Genomic DNA, 23,310 nt, shown 5'->3' with positions numbered 1-23,310 from the left:
CTGTCCTTTATCTGTGACCGCACGGAGGGGGTTCAAGTCGAATGCGCAGCCAAATAGCCTTCGAAGGTCACATTGTCGGCAACCTTGCGGGCTTCTGCCTCTTGTTCGGGCGACCGGATTGTCCAACACAGGATCGGCACGCCCCGCGCCTTGAGTTCCGCCACGCGGGGGCGCGACAGGTCTGCGGCTTCGTGGCTGATGAAACTGGCGCCGACACGGTCGAAATCCGGGATATCGCGCAAGTGATCGCAGACGCTTTGCGGCAAAAGCTCGACACTGGGCTCATACGCGCAGGTCGTTATCCCGCGCGGCAGATGCGGGGCCAGCCGCGCCAGTTCAGCGACCGAGTTGGGATTGAAGGACATCAGGGCCACCGGGCCTTTGTAGCCCTGCAACGCGCGTACGGTGTCGCGTTCAAGCGCGCCCACCTTCGTGCCCATCGCCCCGTCCTGATCCTTTAATTCGATCAGCAACGGCACCCGGCCCGCGACAATTTCCAGCACATCATCCAGTGTCGGAATGCCGTCATCCCCATGCAGAAGCGGCGTGCCAGAGGCGGCCAGTGCCGTGACCTGCTGAATGGGCCCCGACTGCCCGGTCAGACGGGTCATGTCATAATCGTGAAAGACCATTGCCTGGTCGTCCGATGTCAGTTGAAGATCGATCTCGATCCCGTAGCCAGCTTCAATCGCGGCACGAATGGCCGCCCGGCTGTTTTCCGGGCGGTTCTTGGTAATGTCGTGCAGCGCCCGATGCGCAATCGGGGCCTGCAAAAACACATCTGGTAGGGGCGGCGTCATTCGATTTCGAAAATCCCTTCGATCTCGACCGCGACACCCAGCGGAAGCGACGCCGCGCTGACGGCGGAACGCGAATGGCGACCGGCATCGCCCAGCACCTCGACCAGAAAATCGGACGCGCCGTTGATCACCTGCGGCTGTGCCGTGAATTCAGCGGTCGAGTTCACGAAGCCGGTCAGCTTGATCACGCGGACCAGCTTTTCGATATCACCGCCGCAAGCCGCCTTGACCTGTGCCAGCAGGTTGATCGCGCAGACACGCGCCGCCGCAGCCCCGGCTTCGACATCCAAGTCATCGCCCAGTTTTCCGGTGATCAGCTTATCAGTCTTCGAGATCTGGCCAGATACATAAAGGATGTTGCCGACACGCACAAAAGGCACATAGTTGGCCGCAGGCGCGGGCGCGTCTTCCAGCGTTACACCGAGGCTTTCCAGTTTTGCAGCGATGCTCATTGCGAGGGTCCTTCCCTAATTTCAACTCAGCGGGACGCTAACCGGGAAGCACGGATTGGGAAAGACGGAAACCGGCAAATTTCGGCCTTCCTGCGATCTGAGCGTATCTTTACTGAAAACTCACTGTTGATCGACGGTCACTTTACCCCACCGTGATGAACAGGTTACACGCAAGGTGTTTCATTTAAGACCTGAAACGACTATGTGACTGCAACTTGTGCCACCCCGGCACGTGGATTTTGGTGGATTATTGATTGAATGTCCGGCGGGCGCATGTGCCGGGCCATTTAGGAGAAACAAAGATCGTGTCGAGCAGATTTCGCCTGAAACACCTTGTTTTACTGTCGGTCATGGCCCTTGTGTCCGCTTGCGCAACAACGCCGCCAGAGGGTGCCTTGCGCAGCGACGTGTTTGATCCGTACGAAAATGCGAACCGGGGAATTCACAAGTTCAATCTGGGTGTTGACCGGTTCCTGTTCCGTCCGGCCTCGAAAGGGTATGTCAAAATCGTTCCTGACCCGATGGTCACCAGTTTCAGCACTTTTGCCGAAAACATCTCGCTGCCCGGTCAGGCAGTTGACTACCTGCTTCAGGGCAACCCAAAACAGATGGGCAATGCTCTGTTGCGCTTTGTGATCAACATGACCGTCGGCGGCTTTGGCTTGTCCTCGCCCGCTGATGAGCTGAACCTGCCACCCGTTGACACTGATTTCGGTGAGACCCTGCATGTCTGGGGGGTTGGCGAAGGCGCTTATGTCGAGCTGCCGTTCTATGGACCGTCGACCCAAAGGGATGCGATCGGGGTTGTGGTCAACCTGTTCTCGAATCCGATCAATTTCAGCCCGACCCGCCCCGCCGACAATCTTGGCGTCTACGCCGAAATCGTGCGGCGCATGGGGGATCGGGGTCGGTTCTCGGATACTGTCGATTCCATTCTTTACGAAAGTGCCGACAGCTATGCGCAGGCTCGCCTGATCTATCTGCAAAACCGCCGCTTCGAACTGGCAAGAGATGACGAAGACGCCTATCTGGACTTGTATTCTGACCCCTATGCCGAAACCGGGACGGACCCGGTCAGGGACCCCTATCTTGACCCCTATGAGGACCCCTATGCTGAATAACGCGTTGAACCGTCGCCATTTTATCGCAGCCGGGCTTGCGCTGGCAGTGCTGCCCGTACCTGCCTTTGCCCAGACCGAGGCCGCCGCCAAGGCGCTTGTGACCAACGTGGTTTCCGACATCAACCGGGTGATCGAGTCGGGTAAATCCGAAAAAGCGATGCTGCGCGATTTCGAAAAGATCTTTGTTCAATATGCTGATGTGCCGATCATGGCGCGCTATGCGTTGGGTGCGGACGCCCGCACAGCCAGCCCGACCCAGCTGAAACAGTTCACCGCTGCATTTCAGGGCTATATCTCGCGTAAATACGGTCGCCGTTTTCGTGAATTTATCGGCGGTGAGGTCGATGTTCGCAATGCCCGCAAGATCAAAGCCGGGTACGAGGTTCGCACGTTGGTCAAGCTGCGCGGATCAGCCCCGTTCGACGTAACGTTCCTTGTTTCCGACAAATCAGGTCGGGACAAGTTCTACAACATGTTCATCGAAGGCGTGAATCTGTTGCTGACCGAGCGAACCGAAATCGGCGCGATGCTGGACGCCCGCAAAGGCAATCTGAATCAACTGATCACGGACCTGAAAAAGACGGGTTAAGCCGTTTCCGGCACAAAAGTGTGCCGGACAGCTCGTGTTTTTGGAAGTTCAAGAGGGTCGGGTCTGCCTGACCCTTTCTCGTGATGCGCGTGCCTGACAGATTTACGGCATGTAGCTGCGAACCAACGCGCCTGCGATCAAAGCCCACCCGTCGGCGATTACGAAAAACGCCAGCTTGAACGGCAAAGACACGATGGCAGGTGGCACCATCATCATGCCCATCGACATCAATACCGCTGCAACCACAAGATCAATGATCAGAAAGGGCAGGAAGATCAGGAACCCGATCTGAAAGGCGCGCGCGATCTCGGACAGCATGAAAGAGGGCATCAATACCGATAGTGGGGCCTGGGCTGACAGCTCGATCGCGTCACCGCCGGGGCGCAGGGCCGCCATTGCATAAAACGTATCTGAATCCAGCCGGTTCGCCATGAAGGTACGAAACGGCTCTAACGCGCGTTCCAGCGCGGGCTCGACCGCCATGGTTTCTTCCATCATCGGGCGTATTCCCGCGGTCCAGGCCTCGGTGAACACCGGGTCCATGATGAAATAGGTCAGAAACAGCGCAAGACTGACCAAAAGCATATTCGGCGGTGATTGCTGAAGGCCAACACCCTGCCGCAGGATCGACAGCACGGTGATCAGAAACGGGAAGCAGGTGATCATGATCGCCAGACCCGGAGCAATGCTGAGCACCGTGATCAACAGGATCAGCTGGATGGTGCGGGCCGAGATCGAACCGCCTTCGCCCAGCGACAGGATCACATCCTGAGCCGCCGCCATCGACGGCAGGGACACCGCTACAGCCAGACCCAGACAGATCACATAGCGCATCAGCCGATTCCGTTTTGCAGATCCGCAATCTCGGTCAGGCGCACGGCCAGCTGCCCCACCTGATCGCCTTCCATCTCCTCAAGCACCCCGCGCGCCACCAGCTGATCCCCGACATACAGGTCGACCGGGTCCTCGATCTGCTTGTCCAGAGTCAGAACCGCGTTCTCACCCATGTTCAGCAAATCCCGGATCAACGGGCGGGCGCGACCTACCGAAACGGTCACTTCAATCGGAACAGTTTCAAAAGGATTGGGTTTTTCGGTTTTCGGGAACTGGGTGTCATTCATTGGACAAAGCCTTTCTTGCCTCAAAGACGTATGCGTCAAATGCCTGTGCGATGGTGGACAGCAGGGTCGCGCAATCAATCTCGCGCCGGCTTGTGCAGACCTGCAATCGCGCCTGTCCGGGGGCCAGGCCAGGGTCTTCGATGACGCGCGGTGCGGAGTGCAGGGTCTGCGGCAGCAGGGATTGCACTGCTTGCGCGCACCCTTCCGGCACCATGATCTGCATCGGTTGTTCGATTTCCGTGCGCGCCATTTCGCAAAGCTGTTCGACGATCCGGGCGGCCAACCCGCGTTCGACCATGTCAGGCAATATGGTCTGAACCAGGCTTTCGAACATCGGTTCCAGAGACAATGTCATCCGGGTAAGCGCCTCGTGATAGGTGAAGGACATATCCTCGAGCGATCCCGCCAGTTCGGCCGAAACGCGGTCGCGGTTCTGTTCCTGCGCCTGCGCGGCGTCTTCCCAACCGGCGCCGTACCCGTTTTCGAACGCGGCAAGGCGTTGTTCCTCCAGCGTTTCCTCGTCCAGGTAAAGAACGGCTCCGGCGCTGGTCCGGGTGGTGAAATCCTCAAGCAGATGAGCGATGGACATCACACGCGCTCCTCACCTTCTTCAAGCCAGCTGCGCAGGATCTCGACCGTTTCTTCCTGCTTGTCGCCGATCATTGCGCGCAACCGATCAACCGGATCCCCGATGGCACTGACCCCAAGCACGGGAACGGCCCCTTGTTGGGGCAGCGGCGTGAACTCTGCCGTTCCGTCCGCCGCGATTTCACCGGTCAGGACCGCCGGGGCCGGAGCCCCTCCGTCCGCGACCGGCAACAGCGCCGGGACCATCGCGGGTTTCATCAGGATTGGACGGATCGCGAACAACGCCAGCACCAGTGACACCAGCGCCAGCGCTGCCATCTGAATCAGTGACATGGCGTCCAGATGGATGTTTTGCCAAAGCGAAGAGGAAACCAGCGTGCCTTGCGGCGTGACCACTGGTAAATCCAATGATTTCAGCGTGATGACGTCCCCGCGCGCGGCGTCAAATCCCACAGCCGAGGCCACCAGTTCCTCAAGTGCGTCGAGTTCTGTTTGCGGCAGCGGCGTGAAGGATTCAGCGCCCGCGTTCCGTTGACCAGAACGGCAACCGTCAGGCGTTTGATCGCACCGGGGGCGGTGTGCACTTCCAGCTCGGTTTCGGAAACCTCGTAATTCACCCGCTCACGTGTCTGGGTCGCGGTCGAATTCGATTCGTCCCCCCCCGCACCATCGCCGTCGGGCAGGTTTGAGGCCACCGTGACATCGGCTGACTGGTTGCGCGCGCTGTCGGAGCGTTCCTCGACATCCGTGCTGATCGCCACCCTGCCCTTGGGGTCAAAGCGCCGCTCACGCAGGGATTCTGTCCTGGTTTCAGTATCGACGCTGACCTCGACCACGGCATTCCCCGTGCCAACTCGCGCTTCGACCAGACGCAGAACCCGTTCCCGCAGCTGCCGCGCCTTGTCATCTGCCGTGTCGGCGGCCACGGCGGTGTCCTGCCCACCAATCACGGACCCGTTCGAATCGATCACTGTCACGCTTTCAGGCGACAGACCACTAACGGCAGAGGCGACTAGAAACCGGATGGCCTTGGCCTGATCGCCAGTGATATCGCCCCCCGAGGGCACCAGATAAACCGAAGCCGTCGGTGCGACGCTGCGCTGAAACGGATTGGCAGAGCCGTTGGCGATATGAACGCGGGCCTGGTTGACATGCGGGCTGCCCACGATTGTGCGCGCCAGTTCCCCCTCTTTCGCGCGCCAGTAGGCAGCATCGAACATTTGGGATGTGGTGCCGAAGCCGTTCAGCGAATCCAGCAGTTCATAGCCCTTGTTGCCGTTGGTAGGCAGTCCTTCGCTGGCCAAAGTCATCCGCAGCTCGTCCCGTTGTGCGCCAGAGACGTAAATTGATCGGCCCCGAATCTCGTAGGTCACGCCACGCTGATCCAGCGCACGCACGATGTCCCCGGCGGCACTGCTTTCCAGACCCGCGTAAAGCAGGGTCATCGACGGTGCCGTCGCAAGGCGCGACATCCCGAGGATCCCCAGAAACACCAGCACAACAGCACCGGCAACGACGATTTGCTTACGCCTGTCCAAACTTGCCCAGACAGTTCCGATCTGCTGCACGCTCACCTCCGACTCGCCGACATTCTGCCCGGCGCATCCTCTGTTTGGACGATTGCCCTTAACAATCGGTTAGTCCCTGCAAGGTTATGACAGGACAGATCACAGGAATGAGGACGTCATGACCGACGCAACGGCTGAACAGGCGGAAGCCCCGGAAAAGAAGGGAAAAAAAGGGATCATCGTCGGGGTGATTCTGGCCATCGCCGGTGCCGCCGGTGGGTATTTCTTGACCTCGTCCGGGCTGCTGCCGCTGGGGAACAAGGCCGAGAAGGCGGAAAGCCATGACGTGGAAAAAGAAGAACCGGCCAAGGCATTAGCGGATGTTGCCTTTCTCGATTTGCCGCCGGTGATCGTTTCAGTGAGTTCCGGCGGCGCGCGGCATCTGAAGTTTCATGCACAGCTTGAGGTTAACGCCCCGTACATGACTGACGTGGAAAAAATGCGACCGCGAATCATGGATGTCCTGAACGGGTATCTGCGGGCCGTCGAATTGAAGGATCTTGAGGATTCACTGGCGTTGATGTGTATCCGGGGCCACCTGCTGCGCCGTATCGAGATTGTCGTTGGCGAAGGTCGCGTGCGCGACGTGCTGGTGATGGAATTTGTTCTGAACTAGGAGGCGAAATTGGAGCTGATTGCGGATATTTTGCTGGTCGCCGGCGCCATGGGTGCGGGTCTGTATTGTCTTGTTCTGTCGCGCCGTCTCAAGCGTTTTGCCGATCTTGAAAAGGGCGTCGGCGGCGCGGTGGCGGTGCTGTCGACCCAAGCGGAAGAGTTGCGGAAATCACTGGATGATGCACGCAACGCCTCTGACCAGTCGGGCGAACAGCTTAGGGCGCTGACGGGGCGCGCCGAAACGGTGGCACAGCGGTTGGAACTCATGATGGCGTCAATGCATGACGTCGTGCCCGAGAAAGACAGTGACCCCCAGCCCGAGGCAGAGGTTTCCGCGACAAACACCGCCACCGAAGTGCCGGAGAGCGTGAAGCACGAAGACAAGCCCAAGCCGCAGGCCAGCGAAGCCGCTGCGCCCGAAGAACAGGCACGACCACCTGAGGGGCTGATGTTCTTCCGGCATGACCGCAAGCAAGGCGAGGCGCAGGCATGAGCCGCGCGCGGACCAACAATCCCAACGCGCGACCCCGCGGAGGGGTGCTTGCCGTGATCTCATTGCTGATGATCGGCTCGGCCGCCATCCGCATCGGGCTGGAAGCCGGACCCGCCTTTGCCAAACCCGCCAAACCTGAGGCGGAACACGATGAACCCGCCCCGTCGGACACCCGTGACATGCAGGTTCTGCTGACCGAGCTTCTGCGCCGCGAAGAGCGTGTCAAGAAAAAGGAAGACATGCTGCGCGAGCGGGAAAACGCTCTGGAAATCGCGGGCCAGGCTATCGAGATACGCATGGCCGCGCTTGAGGAGGCCGAGGAGTCGTTGCGCACCACTCTGGCCCTGGCGGACAGGGCGGCGGAAAACGATCTGACGCGCCTGACCGATGTCTATCAGAACATGAAGCCGAAAGACGCGGCTGCCCTGTTCGAAACCATGGACCCGACCTTTGCCGCCGGGTTTCTGTCACGCATGCCACCGGATGCGGCAGCCGGGGTTCTGGCGGGGCTCAGCCCCGAAGCGGCTTATACGATCAGCGTTGTCATGGCGGGCCGAAACGCCTCGGCCCCGCAGGAATAGCCGCCCGTGTCCCCCGCGGTTGCAACACACATAGCCGGAGATCTCAGATGATTGGAATTGTTGGAATTGTCATCATTTTCGTTATGGTCTTCGGCGGTTATCTGGCCGCTGGCGGTAAGATGGCCATCATTCTAAAATCGCTTCCGTTTGAAATGATGATGATCGGTGGTGCCGCAGTTGGTGCCTTTTTGATCAGCAACGACATCGGCGGCGTGAAACACACGATCAAGGACATGGGGAATGTCTTTAAAGGCCCGAAATGGAAGCCCGAAGATTACCGCGACCTGTTGTGTCTGCTGTTTTCCCTCATTCGCATTGCCCGCGCCAATCCGGTAGAGGTGGAACAGCATATCGAAGACCCCGGCAGCTCTGACCTGTTTTCGTCCTACCCCAGAATTCTAGCCGACAAAGAAGCGGTTGATCTGATTTGCGACACGATGCGGTCCGCGGCGATGAATTACGACGATCCGCATCAGGTCGAAGAGGTTCTGGAGAAGCGGATGGAGGCGAATTTCCACCATGCCCTGCATTCGAGCCACGCCTTGCAAACCGTGGCCGATGGCCTGCCCGCGCTTGGAATTGTCGCCGCCGTTCTGGGGGTAATCAAGACAATGGGGTCTATTGATCAGCCACCGGAAGTTCTGGGAAAACTGATCGGCGGCGCCCTTGTGGGTACGTTTCTGGGCGTCTTTCTGGCCTACGGTCTGGTTGGTCCCTTTGCGGCCAAGCTGAAATCTGTGGTCGAGGAAGACAGCCACTTCTATCAGCTGATCAAGGAAGTTCTGGTTGCAAACCTGCACAACCACAATGCCGCAATGTGCATTGAGGTGGGACGCCAGAACACACCAACGCATAACCGCCCCGGTTTCTCTGAGCTTGAGGATGCCTTGAAAGAGCTCAAACGGGCAGCGGCATGAGGCAAACCGCGATACTGGTTGCAGCGTTGATCACTCTTGCAACGGCCGCAACCTCTGAAGAGGTGATTGTGCGGTCCGGTGAACATGACGGCTACACCCGGCTGGTTTTCAACGTTCCACCGGATACGGGCTGGGTTCTGAGCCAGCGTAAGAACGGTGCCAAGCTGGCAATTGACCTGAAGGGTGTCACATTTCGGACGGGTTCGGTGTTTGCGCGGTTGACATCAGATCGGCTGGCCGCGCTGTCGCAGGCGCAACCCGGTGGCGCGCTTGAGCTGGAATTCGGGTGCGATTGCACGGCGTCGGCGTTCCTGTTTCGAAACTCGATGATCGTTCTGGACATTGCACCAGCAATAGCCCTGCCGCCCCTACTTGCAGATATCCCTCCGCCGACCCGAATAAATCGGGATGCTCTGAAACCTCAGCCCCCGGAACAAAAGCTTCCTTCCCAGCTCGACCTGCCGCTTCTGACCGGGCAGACGCAAGGGATCAGGGATCAATTGTCGACCCGTCTGGTGCAAGGGGCGGATCGTGAGCTGCTTGACCTGAATCTGGCACCTGTCGGACCGCGCCGTTCTGCCTCGTCCGAGGCCGTGACGCTGTTACCCGGATTGACATCGAACATCCGCGTGACCTCGGTTCTGGATGATCTGCAGGACATTCTGAACTCTGGTTTGCAGCAGATCGACGACAACCCGGTTTGTATCTCAACGGCTGAACTGGGGTTCACGACATGGTCCGGGACGCGCCCGTTTCCAGAGCAGGTGTCCGCCTTGCGCACCGCCCTATACAAAGAGTTCGACCGTCTTGACGCGGAAAGCGCGCTGAGCCTGGCAAAGCTCTATGCCTATCACGGCTTTGGGGCCGAGGCGCAAAAGGTTTTGCAGTTATTGAACACCCCATCGGAAGAGGCTGGACATGTTGAAGGGATTGCACGGCTGGTGGATGAGCGGCCAGCACAGGTGCCAAATCCATTCAGGGGCCAGCAACGGTGTAACGGCGACGTGGCACTTTGGGCCGTGCTGTCCGAAGGTCAGCTGGCATCCGACGCACATCTTGAAGCCATCGAACACAGCTTTGCAAAGCTGCCAGAGCATCTTCGCCGCCATCTTGGCGCGCGGCTTTCGGATATCCTGACAAACGCGCAAGAGCTTGAGGCCGCGCGCAGGATAATGCGTTCGGTCGACTGGGTTGAACAGAACCCGTCCCCGAACGCCACGCTGGCCCGGGCTGGCGTCGCCGAAGCCGAAGGCAACGGCGCCCTTGAAGAGGCCCTGCTGACCGAGGTCGCGACCTCGGCCGGGACAAAGACCGAAGCGCCTTTGGCTTTGGCCCGGCTGGTGGAAAATCGGTGGTCAGACCGCAAGACCGTGTCTTCAAGGGAACTTGAACTGGCCGCGTCTTACGCGATCGAATTCCGGCGATCCGAACTGGGCCCGATGATGAACCGCGCCCATGCGATTGCCCTGGGTCTGAGTCAGGATTTCGACAGCGCATTCGATGTGATCCAGTCTTTGCCAGACGGCCCGGACAGCAACAGCGCTTTCAACCGTCACCTGCAATTGCTGGCAGAGCGATCAGACGACCTTACCTTTTTGCGTCAGGTTACGCTGGTGCAGCAGTCGGATCGCATGGCGGCGCTGTCCACGGATACCGCGATTGCACTGGCCGAACGCTTGGCCGTGCTTGGCTTTGCCGATCAGGCCGTTGCGCTGACAAACAGGCCTGAAGATCAGGCCCGGCGATCAGAGCGCGCCCGTTTGCGCGCCCGTGCGGCGTTGTTGTCGGACCGCCCGCAACAGGCCATGCTTGAGCTGGCCAATGATACCTCGGATGAGGCGCTCGTCCTGCGGGCGCAGGCGTTGGACAAGGTGCAGGACTACGCCGCAGTGGCCGAACTCATGCAGAGCCGCGGGCAACAGGACGAGGCGAACCGATACCTATGGCTGGCCGGGTTGCCGGGGAAAAGATCGGGGCCATCTGACGGAAAATACGCAAGCCTCAACCAAACTGCGGAGGCCCTTTTGGCCCCGCCGGTTCGCGTGTCAGGCAAGCCGCTGGCTGATGCGGGAAGCCTACTGGAGGACAGTCAGGCAACGCGGCAGAGGATCGTCGAAATGCTGAACACGGTCAGGGTGGAGTGAGGTTTCCCAACCGACCGGACCAATTGCCCGGATCGATCCAGGCAGGACGGGGCGCGGTTCACGGTTCTGGCGGATCAAAAATCAGCGGTGTCAGGTCTGCATACCGCACGCTTTTGTCCGGCCAGCCAAGTATTACACGACGGATGCGGTCGGCACGTACTTCCCCAAGCACAGGGGCTGCAAACTGCATGTATTTGGCGATGACGTCGTCCCGTGTCATGGGGGCCTCGGGGCCGCCGCGGGCATGAATATCCCCGGATTTCAGAACACGGCCATCCGTTGTTGTGATCGTGACATCTGCCCAGCGCCCTTCAGGAAACCGGACGCTGTGGTGTTCGCTTTCCGCGACCGTGATGCGGGACATCAGATTGGCGACCGCTGGATCAGACAGGCCAGACCCTGAGATATGTTCAACGCCGATGCGCCCGTAAACGGCCTGAACGGCCACGGCAAATGGCAGGGAATACTGCGCTTGCGAAGTTGTTTCGGGCAGCCCCGCAAAAAGACAGGCCGCCTGATGAAAGCTGTTGATATGCACTGTTTCGATCTGCGCGCTGGTCAGGTCATGCGCGATCATGACAGCGCGCACGCCATCAATCGCGGCATGGGCCCAGCGACAGATCGGATAGGGTTTTACATATTGATGTTCGACCTGCCAGAAGGTGCCCAGATCATCCCAGTAGGGTTTGACCTCTTCCGCCTCGATGGTGATGGCGGGCGCGCCGGTAAAGCCGCGTTCGGCCAGAACAGCGGCGGAAAGCCCCACCATCGCGCCCCAGCCCGACCCGTCATGCAGCATTGTCGGGTTGGCAATCTCGCGCATCATCTGGCTGCGTGGCCCGTGATACTCGGCGATCCCCATCGCCTGCCGCATCTGGTCGGCAGACAATCCGCGTAGGCGCGCCGCCATCGCGACCACGCCCAGCGCGTTCCAGGCACCGGATGTGTGGTAGTCGCTGACACTGGCGTGCAGTGACAGGCCCGCGCGCCCGGCCACCTCGTACCCGGTGACGACCGCTGCCAAAGCCTCGGGTCCGGTTAGGTTCGGGCAATGTTCGGCCAGTGCGGACAGCGCTGGCAACACGACCACCCCAATATGGCCCTTGGTGGGGTTATATCCATCGTGACCATCCAGATTGTCGGTTTGCGTAGCGGCGGCATAGGCAGCACCTGCCATGCTGACGGTACGGCCATCGAACAGCATCCGTGCGCCATAAGCAGAATCGGAGCTGGTATAAAGCAACGCCGCCGTGTCCCGCGCGATCACGCCTGCCTGCATCGGGCCGGATGCGATCAGGATCCCCATCGTGTCGAGCATCATCAGCGCCGCGGCCTCTAGTGCGCTTTCGGGCATGTCCGAGGCTGCGCGGGTCAGCGTGAAATCGGCAACCCTGGAAAATGTATCTGTCTGCGGGTTATGCGTCATGAGAGCTCTCCTGTCGGGCGGGGCCGGTACAGGAAAGTCAGCCACAGGTAAGGGCGGGCTTGTACTCTGTTCCCGACGCCAAATGTCGGGAACAGAGGAAAACGTATGAAGAAGAGACCCTAGTACGGGGCTTCGACGCCATTCATGGACACGTAGACTGTTTTCATTTCCGAAAAATGGTTGATCGCCAGCTTCGAATTCTCGCGTCCGACACCCGACATTTTCGATCCCCCGAACGGGGCTTCGACCTGGGCAAGGTTATAGGTGTTGATATAACAGGTCCCCGCCTCGAACCCGGCCACAACACGGTGCGCGCGGGTCAGGTCATTGGTGAAGACGCCTGCGGCCAGACCAAATTCGGTGTCATTGGCACGGGCCATGACCTCGGATTCCGTGTCGAAATCCAGCACCGACATGACGGGGCCAAAGATTTCCTCGCGCGCGATGGTCATGTCATCGTTCACTTCCGCAAAAACGGTTGGCTGCATGTAGAAACCGTCGCCTTCGATCCGGTTGCCGCCGAACACCAGCCTTGCGCCCTCGGCCCTGGCTTTGTCGACATAGCTCAGCGCGATGTTCAACTGGTTTTCGCTGACCATCGGGCCAAAGCTGACGTCCTCGTCCATCGGATCGCCGATTTTGGCATTGGCCAGACGTTCGGACAGGCGTTTCAGGAAGGCATCTTTGATTCCTTTTTGCACAAAGACACGGGTACCGTTGGAGCAGACCTGGCCCGATGAATAGAAATTGCCAAGGATCGCGCCGGAAACCGCGTTTTCGATGTCGGCATCCTCAAAGACGATCATCGGAGATTTGCCGCCCAGCTCCATGGTGACGTGCTTCATGCCGTCAGCTGCCGCGGCATAGACCTTGCGGCCTGTCGGCACCGATCCGGTCAGCGAGACCTTGGCTACACGCGGATCGGTGACCAGTGCGGCCCCCACGTCGCCATAGCCCTGAATCACGTTGTAGACACCCTTGGGTGCGCCGGCTTCGACCAGAATTTCGGCCACTTTCAATGCCGAAAGGGGCGTGGTTTCCGAAGGCTTGAAGACCATTGTGTTGCCGCAGGCCAGCGCCGGGGCACCTTTCCAGCAGGCAATCTGCGTGGGATAGTTCCACGCACCAATGCCCACGCAAACGCCCAGCGCCTGACGGATGGTGTAGACGAAATCTCCACCGCCCAGCGGAATATGCTCGCCGGTCAGAGAGGCGGCCAACCCGCCGAAATATTCCAGCGCATCTGCACCCGATGTGGCATCTGCCACCGTGGTTTCCTGAATCGGTTTGCCGGTGTCATGGGTTTCCAGAACCGACAGGTCGTAGTTGCGGTCGCGCATAATGTCGGCCGCGCGGCGCAGAATGCGGCCGCGTTCTGTTCCGGTCAGTGCGGCCCAAGCTGCCTGAGCGGTTTTCGCGCTGTTCAGAGCCTTTTCTACAATCGCCGGTGTTGCCGAATGCAGACGGGCAATCACCTCGCCGGTAGCGGGGTAGATCACGTCAATGGCCGCGCCATCGGTATCCTCGACATAGGTGCCGTCGATGAAATGGCTGGCCTTGGGCTGAAACTTCATACCGTGTCCTTTTCGCTCGACCCCGTCCGGGCGGGGCATTTGGTCATTTTGAATCGGCCCTAATGGTTATTGACTGGCCAGTCAATAAAATCATCCAAGCGGCAAGGTCACGCCTGCCACCGCGCACAAATCTTGAAATTCTTTGGTTAATGTTCTATATATGTTCCACATAGTCAGAGGACAAACCGATGACCCAGCACATGCGCCACGCCGCCCTGAACGGGCCAAACAATGACTACCACCTGCTTCCGGTAACAGACCGGCAGATGCGATATGCGCGCGCCATTGCCGAGAAATCAGCGCTTGAGATCCCGGTCGAAGTTCAACGTGACAGGCGATTGTTGTCCGACTGGATTTCGGCCCACAAATCATGTGGCACCTCGCAATTCGACAATTACCCGACGGGCAAGCAGGTGGCGTTCGCTGAACGGATTTCACGCAGCAAGCGTCGCCCGATCCCGTCCGAGTGTTTTCGAGACAAGAAAATGATGTCCCGCTGGATTGACCACAACAGATAACCCTTATTTAGGGTCTTCTGGCGCATGATTGCGGGTATATAGCGCAACCGCAGCCGCAACAAACATTCCCAGCAGAATGTAACCGGTCACAGCCTCGGACACGGCAAGCCCGCGGCACAGGCCGGTCGGGGACATGTCGCCATACCCGACCGTGGTGAAGGTGACATATGAGAAATACAGGACATCCCCCGGACCCTGCGCCCCGACCACACAATTATCGTTGTACCCAAAAGCTCCGTAGACGGCGGCGAACAGGAACGGGACGACCTGGATGAATGACACACCCATCAGGAACAAAAGCCGTCGCGGCGATGTAACCTGGGTCATGTAATACCAGGATTGCGACACCAGCCAGATCAGCAGGCCAACCGACGCGATTGTTCCGATCATGTCACCCGCAGCGGTTTCGTTAAGACGCGATAGCCCGAACCAGGCAAGAAAACTTGTCAGAACCAGCCCCAATGCAGCAATCAGGGTCGATTTCCATTCTTCCAGAGTTGTGGGTTTGCGGTGCATGAACGCCCTCTCAGCCTAGTCTGACGGTGATCATCCGACCTAAAGCAAGGGCCTGCAACCCGCTTTCAGTCCTGCCGCAAATGCGGCTCGCCCCGCTTTCGCGCAAGCACTATCTGCTTTTGCCGTTCACGAAAGCGCATCTTGTCAGCCTCGGAGGTCTCGTCGATGCATTGGTGACAGGACACGCCATGTTCATATTCGGGGCGTTTCATATCCTCGGGCAGGATCGGGCGACGGCAGCCATGGCACAGCTTGTGCGGCCCTTCAACAAGGCCGTGGCCAACCGAGACGCGGTTGTCGAACACAAAGCAGTCACCCTGCCACGAGCTGTCTTCGGATGGCATCTCTTCAAGATAGCGCAGGATACCACCTTTGAGGTGATAGACATCCTCGACCCCCTGCCCCAGCAGGTAATTGGTGGACTTCTCGCACCGGATACCGCCGGTGCAGAACATGGCAACGCGCTTGTTGTGAAAGCGATCTTTGTTCGCCTCCCACCAGGCCGGAAATTCGCGGAAACTGGCTGTTTCAGGGTCTATTGCGCCTTCAAACGTGCCGATCGCCACTTCGTAGTCATTGCGGGTGTCGATCACCACGACATCGTCCGAACGGATCAGATCGTTCCAGTCCTGCGGATCGACATAGTTGCCGACACGGGCGCGCGGATCGACATCCGGCTGACCCATGGTCACAATCTCTTTCTTCAGCCGCACTTTCATCTTGCCGAAAGGCGGATGGTCCGAGGACGCCTCTTTCCACTCCAGATCCGAGCAACCGGGCAGAGCCCGGATATGCGCAAGAACCGCATCGATCCCGGCGCGTGGGCCTGCGATGGTGCCATTCATGCCTTCTTGCGCCAGCAACAGCGTTCCCGTGACGGACTGCGCGCGGCACAGATCAAGCAACGGTTCGCGCAGCGCGACAGGGTCCGGGAATCGGGTAAAGTGATAGAGGGCAGCGATCGTGTACATATGCGCGATCTACCCTCGCAAACCCGGAGTCGCAAGGGATTGCATTGACGCCCCGCGCCCAGCCCCCTACCGATAAGGCAGTTATACGGAGGCCGCCATGACCCATGCCCTGCTTGTCATTGATGTCCAGAACGACTTTTGCCCCGGCGGTGCCTTGGCAGTGGCCGGAGGAGATGAAATCGTCGCGCCGATCAACGCCATGATGGAGGAGTTTGACGCCGTGATCCTGACGCAGGACTGGCATCCGGCGGGGCATTCTTCGTTCGCCAGCACGCACAATGGCAAAAGCCCGTTGGAGTTGATCGACATGCCCTATGGCCCGCAGGTGCTGTGGCCGAACCATTGCGTTCAGGGCTCAAAAGGTGCCGCGTTTCACCCCGAGTTGCGCACCGATGGCGATTTGATCCTGCGCAAGGGGTTTCGCAGTGGCATCGACAGCTACTCGGCGTTTTTCGAAAACGACCATCAGACGCCAACAGGCCTGAAAGGCTATCTTGAAACCCGAGGCATCACCCGTTTGACGCTGGTTGGATTGGCGACCGATTTCTGCGTTCACTATTCGGCTGTAGACGCTGCCCGGTTGGGATTTGATATCACAGTCCGGATGGATGCCTGCCGCGCGATTGACATGGACGGATCGCTGGCTGCCGCAAAACAGGCCATGCGCGATGCCGGTGTTACGCTGGCCTAAGGTGTCGCCCCGGCAGCTGCCAGCAGCTTGATCGTCACAAACAGAATAACGGCCAGCCCGAACGCCAGCCCGATACGCCCCGAAATAGAACGCCGACGTGCCGAAACGGGCTGCTGTGGCGGTGGCGGCGGTTTGCGCACCTGACGCGTACGCACGATCCCGGCCATGGGCTGTGCCATCCGTATGTAATGCAGAAAGTCCCACAGGTTGAACTCGCCGCAATACTCCCCCTGAACGCCGCGCGATTTTATGTTCTCAAACAGAGAACGCAGAATCCTGACCCGGTCCACCTGATCTTCGGCCGGAAACACACCGGGCACGATGCCGCTGTTCCGCGACTCGAGGCTGAACCCCGCATCCAGGAAAATCTTGCGGATTTTCGGCGATGTTCCCCGTAGCGCATCGGCTGTTCTGATGTCGCGAAACACCGCACACACCTGGCGTTCCACATCAGAGGCTGACCCCAGCTTTTCGGGGTCGAAATCGTTCAGTGCTACATTAACAATGTCAAAATCGTACTCGAGACCCATTCACAAACTCAGTTTCGTCTTACCATCCCCTTTTCTCACTAACCGGCGAAGACACTGCACAATAAGCCCGTAATGTGACGTCATGCTGGCATTGTCACCAAATCAGCGACTCTTGCCATTCCCGAAATCGATTGATCTAACTACGGAAATCGCAGGAGTTCCCCATGGTCGACATCGCGACCCGTGTCTACAATCATAAATGGAAGATTGACCCGATTGTCCGGTCTTTAATCGACACAGACTTCTACAAACTGCTGATGTGCCAGTCAGTGTTTCGAAACAAGCCCCAAACAAACGTGGTGTTTTCCCTGATCAACCGGTCGAATCACGTGCCTTTGGCCCGTTTGATTGATGAAGGCGAGTTGCGGGAACAGCTGGATCATATCCGCTCGCTTAATCTCAGCCGGGGGGAAAGCACCTGGCTGCGGGGCAACATGTTCTATGGAAAGCGCCAGATGTTCCGTTCCGATTTCATGGAATGGTTCGAGAATATGCGCCTGCCGCCTTACCACCTTGAATGCAAAGGCGATCAGTACGAACTGACCTTCGAAGGCAAATGGCACGAGGTCATGTTGTGGGAAATTCCGGCGCTGGCGGTATTGATGGAATTGCGGTCGCGCGCGGTGCTGAACGACATGCGCCGGTTTGCGCTACAGGTGCTTTATGCCCGCGCGATGACCCGCGTGTGGGAAAAGATCGAGAAGCTGAGTACGATCAACGGTTTGGGCATCGCGGATTTTGGCACGCGGCGACGGCATTCCTTCCTGTGGCAGGACTGGTGTGTGCAGGCGATGATAGAAGGGCTCGGCCCCGCGTTTACTGGGACATCGAACTGCCTGATCGCGATGCGGCGTGAGGTTGAGGCCATCGGTACCAACGCGCATGAGCTGCCGATGGTCTATTCCGCGTTGGCCGACACCGATGCCGAACTGGCGCAGGCCCCTTATGACGTTCTCAGCGATTGGCACGACGAACATGACGGCAATCTGCGCATCATCCTGCCCGATACCTACGGCACCAAAGGCTTTCTGGACAACGCGCCCGACTGGCTGGCTGGCTGGACCGGTATTCGCATCGACAGCGGCGACCCGGCTACCGCCGCCGAGGTGGCCATCAACTGGTGGAAAGCGCGCGGAGAGGACCCGACCCAAAAACGGATCATATTCTCGGACGGGTTGGACGTAGGCAGTATTCAGGAATTGCATGCACAGTTTGCGGACCGCACCAAAGTATCCTTCGGCTGGGGTACCTTGCTGACCAACGATTTCCGCGGACTGGTCCCTCATGACGCGCTTGCACCGTTCTCACTGGTCTGCAAAGCCGTATCCGCCAACGGACGCCCGACGGTAAAGCTGTCGGACAATCCGGAAAAGGCAATGGGCCCTGCGGATCAGATCGAGCGATACAAACGGGTGTTTGGCGTGGGCGCACAGGAAGCGATCAAAGTGATTGTCTGAGCTAAGGCATAATACCAAACACTTACCCTCAATTCATATGATGTCAGGACTGAACGACCACCGACTGGCGTCGGTAGGATCGGCGATATGGTTTTCGAGGTATTGCAGCACGATATCTTCGGTGATGGCGCCGTTGGTGGTTGAGAAATGCCTCCTGCCCCAGAACCGGCGACCCCAGTAGCGGCTGCGCAGCGCGGGAAGTTCCCGTTGCATCTTGTGAGACGAACGGCCCTTCATCTTGCGCACCGGACCCGAGATGGCAATCTTCGGCGGCACCGACACGAACAAATTCACGGGATTGCTCGACAACACCCCGCGCAAGATGTCGACCTCGTTCTCGTGGCAGACCCAACGGATGATGGCGCGCACCCGCAAGCGCACCGCACCGGTCAGCACCTAGTAGCGATACTTGGTCGACCAGACGATATGGTAGCGGTGATAGAAAACACAGTGCTTGCCAGTGTCATACTACATGACCTTACCCTCTGGAAAATGAGCCTTCGAACCGGCTGCGGCTCATTTTCCAGAGGGTGAAGCCATAACACGATTCTCCGCGCTGAAGCAGGTCCGACTGGAGGTCGGAGGGTTTACTCCAATGCGTGGATACCAAACAGTTGGTTCATAATTCGCAGCTGCGCAATCTCACATTGATGATCATCACTCAGCGGATACCATCAACAAGCTTTCGAGAAGCGTAACACGTGAACCGCCCATCAAAGTCTTCAATGCCTGTTTTTGAGCGCAAAATTGCCGCTTGCGGTTACCTGCTTTGAGGCCGCACTTCAGACCAAGGAGCGTTTCCTCGAACTGAACCGAGTATCTATCTGTACATGGGATTTTAATCTTCGGAAAACTGGTGCCGCTGAAGGGACTCGAACCCCCGACCCCATCATTACGAATGACGTGCTCTACCAGCTGAGCTACAGCGGCACCTTGAGTCATCCGGAACTGGCCTCTACCGGATGAGATGGCCCATTTAAACTGTCAGCCTAAAGCCTGCAAGACCAGTTATGTCCGTTCGGGCCTTTTCCCCCTTTTCACCAGAGGTTGTCGTCGACGTAGTGAGCCAATAATCAATCCGATGGGGCGAGCTTTCAGTTTGTGAAATTTTTGTAACGACGCATGAGTAGTTTTGACTCTAAACTTATTATTCCATATTTCATGAAATATGATAGAAGAAATAACCGACCAGCTGGCCATCCTTGGCCACCCACAACGTATCACCGTATTTCGCATGTTGATGCGACGGTATCCTGACACTGTTCCAGCGGGGGAACTGGCGTCGGAACTGGGGGTCAAGTCCAGCACCTTGTCGAACTATCTCAACGCGTTGCAGCGATCCGGGCTGGTCAAGCAGGAACGATCCGGGACGTCACTGCTCTATTCGATTGAGATGAAGAACGTGCAGCACATGTTCGATTTCCTGCTCGTGGATTGCTGCCGTGGCCGACCCGATCTTTGCATGCCCTTGGCCAAAGGGCGCGAAACCATGGCTGACCGAAAGTTCAATGTGTTGTTCATTTGCGTGGGTAATTCTACCCGGTCGATCTTTGCCGAATCCCTTTTGCGGGATATCGGCGGGGATCGGTTCAATGTCTATTCGGCCGGCATACGGCCGTTTTCCGAACTCAACCCGTTTGCAATTCGGGTCCTGCAAGACAAGGGGCACGATACGTCGGCGCTCCGCTCGAAGAATGTATCAGAGTTCTCGGGGCCGGGCGCACCTGAAATGGATTTCGTCTTTACGGTCTGCAATCAGGCTGCGAACGAAGAATGCCCCGCGTGGGAAGGCCAGCCGATTAGCGGTCACTGGGGCATGGCGGATCCGGTCAAGGCAGAAGGCACCGATACCGAGAAAAGCCTGGCCTTTCAAAACGCGTACGGCGCGCTGAAGCGTCGGGTTCAAGCCTTTACATCGCTGCCGGTTGAAAGCCTGGACCGGATCGCACTGCAATCCGCCGTTGATGAAATCGCGCGGTCGCCACTTGAGGATGCGCCATGACGACTTACGCTGTGAACGGCCTTGGCCGAATGGGGAAACTGGCCCTGAAGCCCTTGTTGGAACGGGGCGCAAAGATTGCCTGGATCAACGATGCCTTCGGCGACCCCCAGATGCACGCGCATCTGTTGGAGTTCGACACGGTACACGGGCGTTGGGATGCAGAATTCAGCTTTGATGCCGACAGCATCACTGTGAATGGAACCCGCCTGCCGTTCATCGGCACGAAAGACCTGAACACCCTGCCGCTGGATGGCGTTGATGTCGTGATCGACTGTACGGGCGTGTTCAAGACCGAGGCCAAGCTGGCCCCATATTTTGATGCCGGGGTAAAGAAAGTCGTCGTCTCTGCCCCGGTCAAAGACGGCCCGACGGCAAATATCGTTGTTGGAGTGAATGAAAGCACATATGACCCCGCGACCCATAAAATTGTGACAGCGGCCTCTTGCACAACGAATTGCCTGGCGCCGGTGGTCAAGGTGATCCACGAGAATCTGGGTATCCGCCACGGGTCGATGACTACGATCCATGACGTGACCAACACGCAAACAATCGTTGATCGGCCCGCAAAGGACTTGCGGCGCGCACGGTCGGCCCTCAACTCACTGATCCCGACGACCACCGGTTCGGCCACCGCCATCACACTGATCTATCCGGAACTCAAGGAGCGTCTGAACGGTCACGCCGTCAGGGTGCCGCTTTTGAACGCCTCGCTGACCGATTGCGTATTCGAAGTTGAGCGGGCCACCACGGTTGACGAGGTCAACGCCCTCTTTAAAGCGGCGGCTGAGGGTGACCTGAAGGATATTCTGGGTTATGAAACCCGCCCTCTGGTATCTACCGATTACACCAATGACAAACGCTCCTCGATTGTCGATGCGCCCTCGACCATGGTGACAAACGGGACACAGGTGAAAATCTATGCGTGGTACGACAATGAGATGGGCTATGCGCACCGCTTGGTGGATGTGGCGCTGATGGTCGGGTCCTCGCTGTGACCCAGCGGCCCGAAGGACTGTCGGCTTATGTCGCGGTCACGGCGGCTTATTGGGCCTTCATGCTGACTGACGGGGCGCTCAGGATGTTGGTGCTGCTGCACTTTCACACCATGGGATTCTCACCGGTTCAGCTGGCCTATCTGTTTGTGCTTTATGAGATTGCTGGGATCGTCACCAACCTGGCCGCAGGCTGGATTGCCGCCCGGTTCGGGTTGACGTCCACCCTTTATGCAGGATTGGGGCTGCAGGTGGTGGCGTTGCTTGCCATGACACAGCTTGATCCGCACTGGACCGTTACCGCCTCGGTCAGCTTTGTGATGATGGTACAGGGGGCAAGCGGAGTGGCCAAGGATCTGGCCAAGATGTCGTCGAAATCATCAGTCAAATTACTGGCCCCGGCCGAGGGCGGAGGGTTGTTTCGGTGGGTCGCTGCGCTGACCGGATCAAAAAATGCCGTCAAAGGGCTGGGTTTCCTGTTGGGCGCGGCCATGCTGGCCACGTTGGGATTCATGGCGGCAATCCTGGTCATGGCGGCGGTTCTGGCACTGATCCTGTTCGCAGTTATCCTGTTCATGCCAGCGGGCCTGCCGAAGGGGCGAAAAGGGGCGAAATTCTCGGAAGTATTGTCAAAATCCGCCAATGTGAACTGGCTGTCCGCGGCGCGGGTCTTTCTGTTCGGTGCGCGCGATGTCTGGTTCGTGGTCGGCATCCCGATCTATTTCTACGCCGTCCTGTCGGATGGCACCGAGGACGGCAACCGTTCCGCGTTCTTCATGATCGGAACATTCATGGCGGTGTGGGTCATCCTCTATGGCGCAGTGCAGGCCTACGCGCCAAAGATCCTTCGTGCGGCGGATCGAACCGAAGGCGATTTGATCCGCGCGGCACGCAGGTGGGCGAGTGCCCTTTTCTGCGTTCCTGCGACTCTAACATTGGCCGTTTTGCTGTCACATGGGCCTGAAACCTGGCTAACCACAACGCTTGTGGCTGGGCTGCTGATCTTCGGAGCAATCTTTGCGGTGAATTCATCGCTGCATTCCTATCTGATCCTGGCTTTCACCCGGTCCGAACGTGTGACAATGGATGTCGGATTTTATTACATGGCAAATGCAACAGGACGGCTGATCGGCACGGTTCTATCAGGCCTGACCTACCAGATCGGAGGATTGCCACTGGTCCTCGGGACCGCGACCGTGATGGTGGCCCTTGCTGCGTTGACTTCAGGCAAACTGACGGATCAAACCTCCGAAGCACTGACGTGACCTTTTCGAACGATATCTCACGGACTGGATCGCTCTTGCTATGATCGGTGGCGTTCTGATCAGAGGGGCTGCGCAAGGTTATTGAAGAACGATTAGCGAGAATTTTATATGTTTCGGCATATGACCTCGCAAAGCTTAGCAAATCATGACGGCACCACTGGCCGCGGAAACCCGGTATCTGTTAAACAATACGTTTTATTGGTGACCCCGGCAGGATTCGAACCTGCAACCTGCCCCTTAGGAGGGGGCTGCTCTATCCAGTTGAGCCACGGGGCCTTGTCAGGCTCTCTGTAACCGGGATTTTCCGGGTTGTCATCGCCTTTGCACAATTGTTGTACACGCCGACCTGTTCACGCTACCATCGGACAAAACAACAACG

At 58.3% G+C, this 23,310-nt stretch carries 23 protein-coding genes, 2 tRNA genes and 2 pseudogenes; 13 read left to right on the top strand and 14 right to left on the bottom strand.

Translation table 11 applies throughout. The features are described from left to right. Positions 1 to 32: 32 nt before the first annotated feature. Both ACR0ID_RS11200 and ACR0ID_RS11195 read right to left on the bottom strand, forming a co-directional pair. On the bottom strand, positions 33 to 800 hold the full coding sequence (locus tag ACR0ID_RS11200; protein ID WP_480474298.1) for a glycerophosphodiester phosphodiesterase family protein: 768 nt from the start codon (positions 798 to 800) through the stop codon (positions 33 to 35). Further along, complete coding sequence (locus tag ACR0ID_RS11195; protein ID WP_480474299.1) at positions 797 to 1,252, bottom strand: RidA family protein; 456 nt, start codon at positions 1,250 to 1,252, stop codon at positions 797 to 799. The genes ACR0ID_RS11200 and ACR0ID_RS11195 overlap by 4 nt, the downstream gene beginning before the upstream one ends. 350 nt (positions 1,253 to 1,602) lie before the next feature. On the opposite strand from ACR0ID_RS11195, the gene ACR0ID_RS11190 reads away from it, so the two are divergent. Beyond that, positions 1,603 to 2,373, top strand: coding sequence for an MlaA family lipoprotein (locus tag ACR0ID_RS11190; protein ID WP_480476848.1), 771 nt, complete (start codon positions 1,603 to 1,605; stop codon positions 2,371 to 2,373). Beyond that, positions 2,363 to 2,962 carry an MlaC/ttg2D family ABC transporter substrate-binding protein gene (locus ACR0ID_RS11185; protein WP_480474300.1) on the top strand — a complete coding sequence of 200 codons (600 nt, stop codon included), beginning with the start codon at positions 2,363 to 2,365 and terminating at the stop codon, positions 2,960 to 2,962. Before ACR0ID_RS11190 ends, ACR0ID_RS11185 begins: the two co-directional genes overlap by 11 nt. 102 nt (positions 2,963 to 3,064) lie before the next feature. Here the strand turns inward: ACR0ID_RS11185 and fliP are convergent, their stop codons facing one another. The 4 genes and pseudogenes from fliP to fliF form a co-directional block, all read right to left on the bottom strand. Continuing rightward, positions 3,065 to 3,796: a flagellar type III secretion system pore protein FliP gene (gene fliP, locus ACR0ID_RS11180; protein WP_480605420.1), complete on the bottom strand. Its 732-nt coding sequence runs from the start codon at positions 3,794 to 3,796 to the stop codon at positions 3,065 to 3,067. Further along, positions 3,796 to 4,083: a FliM/FliN family flagellar motor switch protein gene (locus tag ACR0ID_RS11175; RefSeq protein WP_480605417.1), complete on the bottom strand. Its 288-nt coding sequence runs from the start codon at positions 4,081 to 4,083 to the stop codon at positions 3,796 to 3,798. The genes fliP and ACR0ID_RS11175 overlap by 1 nt, the downstream gene beginning before the upstream one ends. Then, positions 4,076 to 4,672 carry a FliH/SctL family protein gene (locus ACR0ID_RS11170; RefSeq protein ID WP_480605414.1) on the bottom strand — a complete coding sequence of 199 codons (597 nt, stop codon included), beginning with the start codon at positions 4,670 to 4,672 and terminating at the stop codon, positions 4,076 to 4,078. The genes ACR0ID_RS11175 and ACR0ID_RS11170 overlap by 8 nt, the downstream gene beginning before the upstream one ends. Next, positions 4,672 to 6,239 (bottom strand): annotated as a pseudogene (gene fliF, locus ACR0ID_RS11165) (flagellar basal-body MS-ring/collar protein FliF). Before fliF ends, ACR0ID_RS11170 begins: the two are co-directional and overlap by 1 nt. Positions 6,240 to 6,357: 118 nt before the next feature. Between fliF and ACR0ID_RS11160 the strand changes: the two are divergent. From ACR0ID_RS11160 to ACR0ID_RS11140, 5 genes are read left to right on the top strand one after another with little or no spacing between them, the layout of a single operon-like run. Further along, on the top strand, positions 6,358 to 6,855 hold the full coding sequence (locus tag ACR0ID_RS11160; RefSeq protein ID WP_480605411.1) for a flagellar basal body-associated FliL family protein: 498 nt from the start codon (positions 6,358 to 6,360) through the stop codon (positions 6,853 to 6,855). 9 nt (positions 6,856 to 6,864) lie between these two features. Next, complete coding sequence (locus tag ACR0ID_RS11155; RefSeq protein WP_480605408.1) at positions 6,865 to 7,347, top strand: hypothetical protein; 483 nt, start codon at positions 6,865 to 6,867, stop codon at positions 7,345 to 7,347. Then, entirely contained in the window at positions 7,344 to 7,928 is a 585-nt protein-coding gene (locus tag ACR0ID_RS11150; protein WP_480605405.1) for a MotE family protein, read from the top strand. The genes ACR0ID_RS11155 and ACR0ID_RS11150 overlap by 4 nt, the downstream gene beginning before the upstream one ends. Positions 7,929 to 7,975: 47 nt before the next feature. Next, on the top strand, positions 7,976 to 8,845 hold the full coding sequence (gene motA, locus ACR0ID_RS11145; RefSeq protein WP_480605402.1) for a flagellar motor stator protein MotA: 870 nt from the start codon (positions 7,976 to 7,978) through the stop codon (positions 8,843 to 8,845). Continuing rightward, on the top strand, positions 8,842 to 10,989 hold the full coding sequence (locus tag ACR0ID_RS11140) for a hypothetical protein (RefSeq protein ID WP_480605399.1): 2,148 nt from the start codon (positions 8,842 to 8,844) through the stop codon (positions 10,987 to 10,989). Before motA ends, ACR0ID_RS11140 begins: the two co-directional genes overlap by 4 nt. A gap of 58 nt (positions 10,990 to 11,047) precedes the next feature. Here the strand turns inward: ACR0ID_RS11140 and ACR0ID_RS11135 are convergent, their stop codons facing one another. Together ACR0ID_RS11135 and betB are read right to left on the bottom strand one after the other, a co-directional pair. Continuing rightward, complete coding sequence (locus ACR0ID_RS11135; RefSeq protein WP_480605396.1) at positions 11,048 to 12,415, bottom strand: MmgE/PrpD family protein; 1,368 nt, start codon at positions 12,413 to 12,415, stop codon at positions 11,048 to 11,050. 119 nt (positions 12,416 to 12,534) lie between these two features. After that, positions 12,535 to 13,989 (bottom strand): betaine-aldehyde dehydrogenase, encoded by a 1,455-nt coding sequence (gene betB, locus ACR0ID_RS11130; protein ID WP_480605393.1) that lies wholly within the window; start codon positions 13,987 to 13,989, stop codon positions 12,535 to 12,537. Between the two features lie 188 nt (positions 13,990 to 14,177). Here betB and ACR0ID_RS11125 point away from each other — a divergent pair, with 188 nt between their 5' ends. Further along, positions 14,178 to 14,507, top strand: coding sequence for a hypothetical protein (locus ACR0ID_RS11125; protein WP_480518051.1), 330 nt, complete (start codon positions 14,178 to 14,180; stop codon positions 14,505 to 14,507). Positions 14,508 to 14,510: 3 nt separating this feature from the next. On the opposite strand, the gene ACR0ID_RS11120 is transcribed toward ACR0ID_RS11125, so the two are convergent. Together ACR0ID_RS11120 and trhO are read right to left on the bottom strand one after the other, a co-directional pair. Beyond that, positions 14,511 to 15,023 carry a potassium channel family protein gene (locus ACR0ID_RS11120; RefSeq protein ID WP_209505145.1) on the bottom strand — a complete coding sequence of 171 codons (513 nt, stop codon included), beginning with the start codon at positions 15,021 to 15,023 and terminating at the stop codon, positions 14,511 to 14,513. A 65-nt stretch (positions 15,024 to 15,088) separates the two neighbouring features. Further along, positions 15,089 to 15,994, bottom strand: a complete 906-nt coding sequence (gene trhO, locus ACR0ID_RS11115; RefSeq protein WP_480605388.1) for an oxygen-dependent tRNA uridine(34) hydroxylase TrhO — start codon at positions 15,992 to 15,994, stop codon at positions 15,089 to 15,091. Positions 15,995 to 16,091: 97 nt separating this feature from the next. Between trhO and pncA the strand changes: the two genes are divergently transcribed. Next, the gene (gene pncA, locus ACR0ID_RS11110; protein ID WP_480605386.1) at positions 16,092 to 16,685 is read left to right on the top strand and encodes a bifunctional nicotinamidase/pyrazinamidase; all 594 of its coding nucleotides are present in this window, start codon (positions 16,092 to 16,094) and stop codon (positions 16,683 to 16,685) included. Here the strand turns inward: pncA and ACR0ID_RS11105 are convergent. Then, entirely contained in the window at positions 16,682 to 17,215 is a 534-nt protein-coding gene (locus tag ACR0ID_RS11105) for a hypothetical protein (protein ID WP_480518057.1), read from the bottom strand. The two genes, pncA and ACR0ID_RS11105, sit on opposite strands and share 4 nt — an antisense overlap. Positions 17,216 to 17,379: 164 nt before the next feature. On the opposite strand from ACR0ID_RS11105, the gene pncB reads away from it, so the two are divergent. Beyond that, positions 17,380 to 18,672, top strand: a complete 1,293-nt coding sequence (gene pncB / locus ACR0ID_RS11100) for a nicotinate phosphoribosyltransferase (RefSeq protein ID WP_480605383.1) — start codon at positions 17,380 to 17,382, stop codon at positions 18,670 to 18,672. 33 nt (positions 18,673 to 18,705) lie between these two features. Here pncB and tnpA read toward each other — a convergent pair. Then, positions 18,706 to 19,098: pseudogene (gene tnpA / locus ACR0ID_RS11095) on the bottom strand (IS200/IS605 family transposase). 428 nt (positions 19,099 to 19,526) lie between these two features. Then, a tRNA-Thr gene (locus ACR0ID_RS11090) sits at positions 19,527 to 19,602 on the bottom strand. Positions 19,603 to 19,840: 238 nt separating this feature from the next. Here ACR0ID_RS11090 and ACR0ID_RS11085 point away from each other — a divergent pair. Genes ACR0ID_RS11085 through arsJ form a run of 3 tightly spaced genes read left to right on the top strand, consistent with a single transcriptional unit; the run spans position 19,841 to position 22,931 of the window. After that, positions 19,841 to 20,674: an arsenate reductase/protein-tyrosine-phosphatase family protein gene (locus ACR0ID_RS11085; protein ID WP_480605380.1), complete on the top strand. Its 834-nt coding sequence runs from the start codon at positions 19,841 to 19,843 to the stop codon at positions 20,672 to 20,674. Continuing rightward, the gene (locus ACR0ID_RS11080; protein WP_480554353.1) at positions 20,671 to 21,669 is read left to right on the top strand and encodes an ArsJ-associated glyceraldehyde-3-phosphate dehydrogenase; all 999 of its coding nucleotides are present in this window, start codon (positions 20,671 to 20,673) and stop codon (positions 21,667 to 21,669) included. The genes ACR0ID_RS11085 and ACR0ID_RS11080 overlap by 4 nt, the downstream gene beginning before the upstream one ends. Continuing rightward, positions 21,666 to 22,931: an organoarsenical effux MFS transporter ArsJ gene (gene arsJ, locus ACR0ID_RS11075; RefSeq protein WP_480605377.1), complete on the top strand. Its 1,266-nt coding sequence runs from the start codon at positions 21,666 to 21,668 to the stop codon at positions 22,929 to 22,931. Before ACR0ID_RS11080 ends, arsJ begins: the two co-directional genes overlap by 4 nt. 199 nt (positions 22,932 to 23,130) lie before the next feature. Here arsJ and ACR0ID_RS11070 read toward each other — a convergent pair. After that, positions 23,131 to 23,207: transfer RNA gene (locus ACR0ID_RS11070), tRNA-Arg, on the bottom strand. Positions 23,208 to 23,310 lie beyond the last annotated feature (103 nt).

The organism is Ruegeria sp. AL2 (assembly GCF_056540845.1).
Note: the sequence above shows the minus strand (reverse complement) of the source record. Positions and strands in the feature narration are given on the sequence as shown.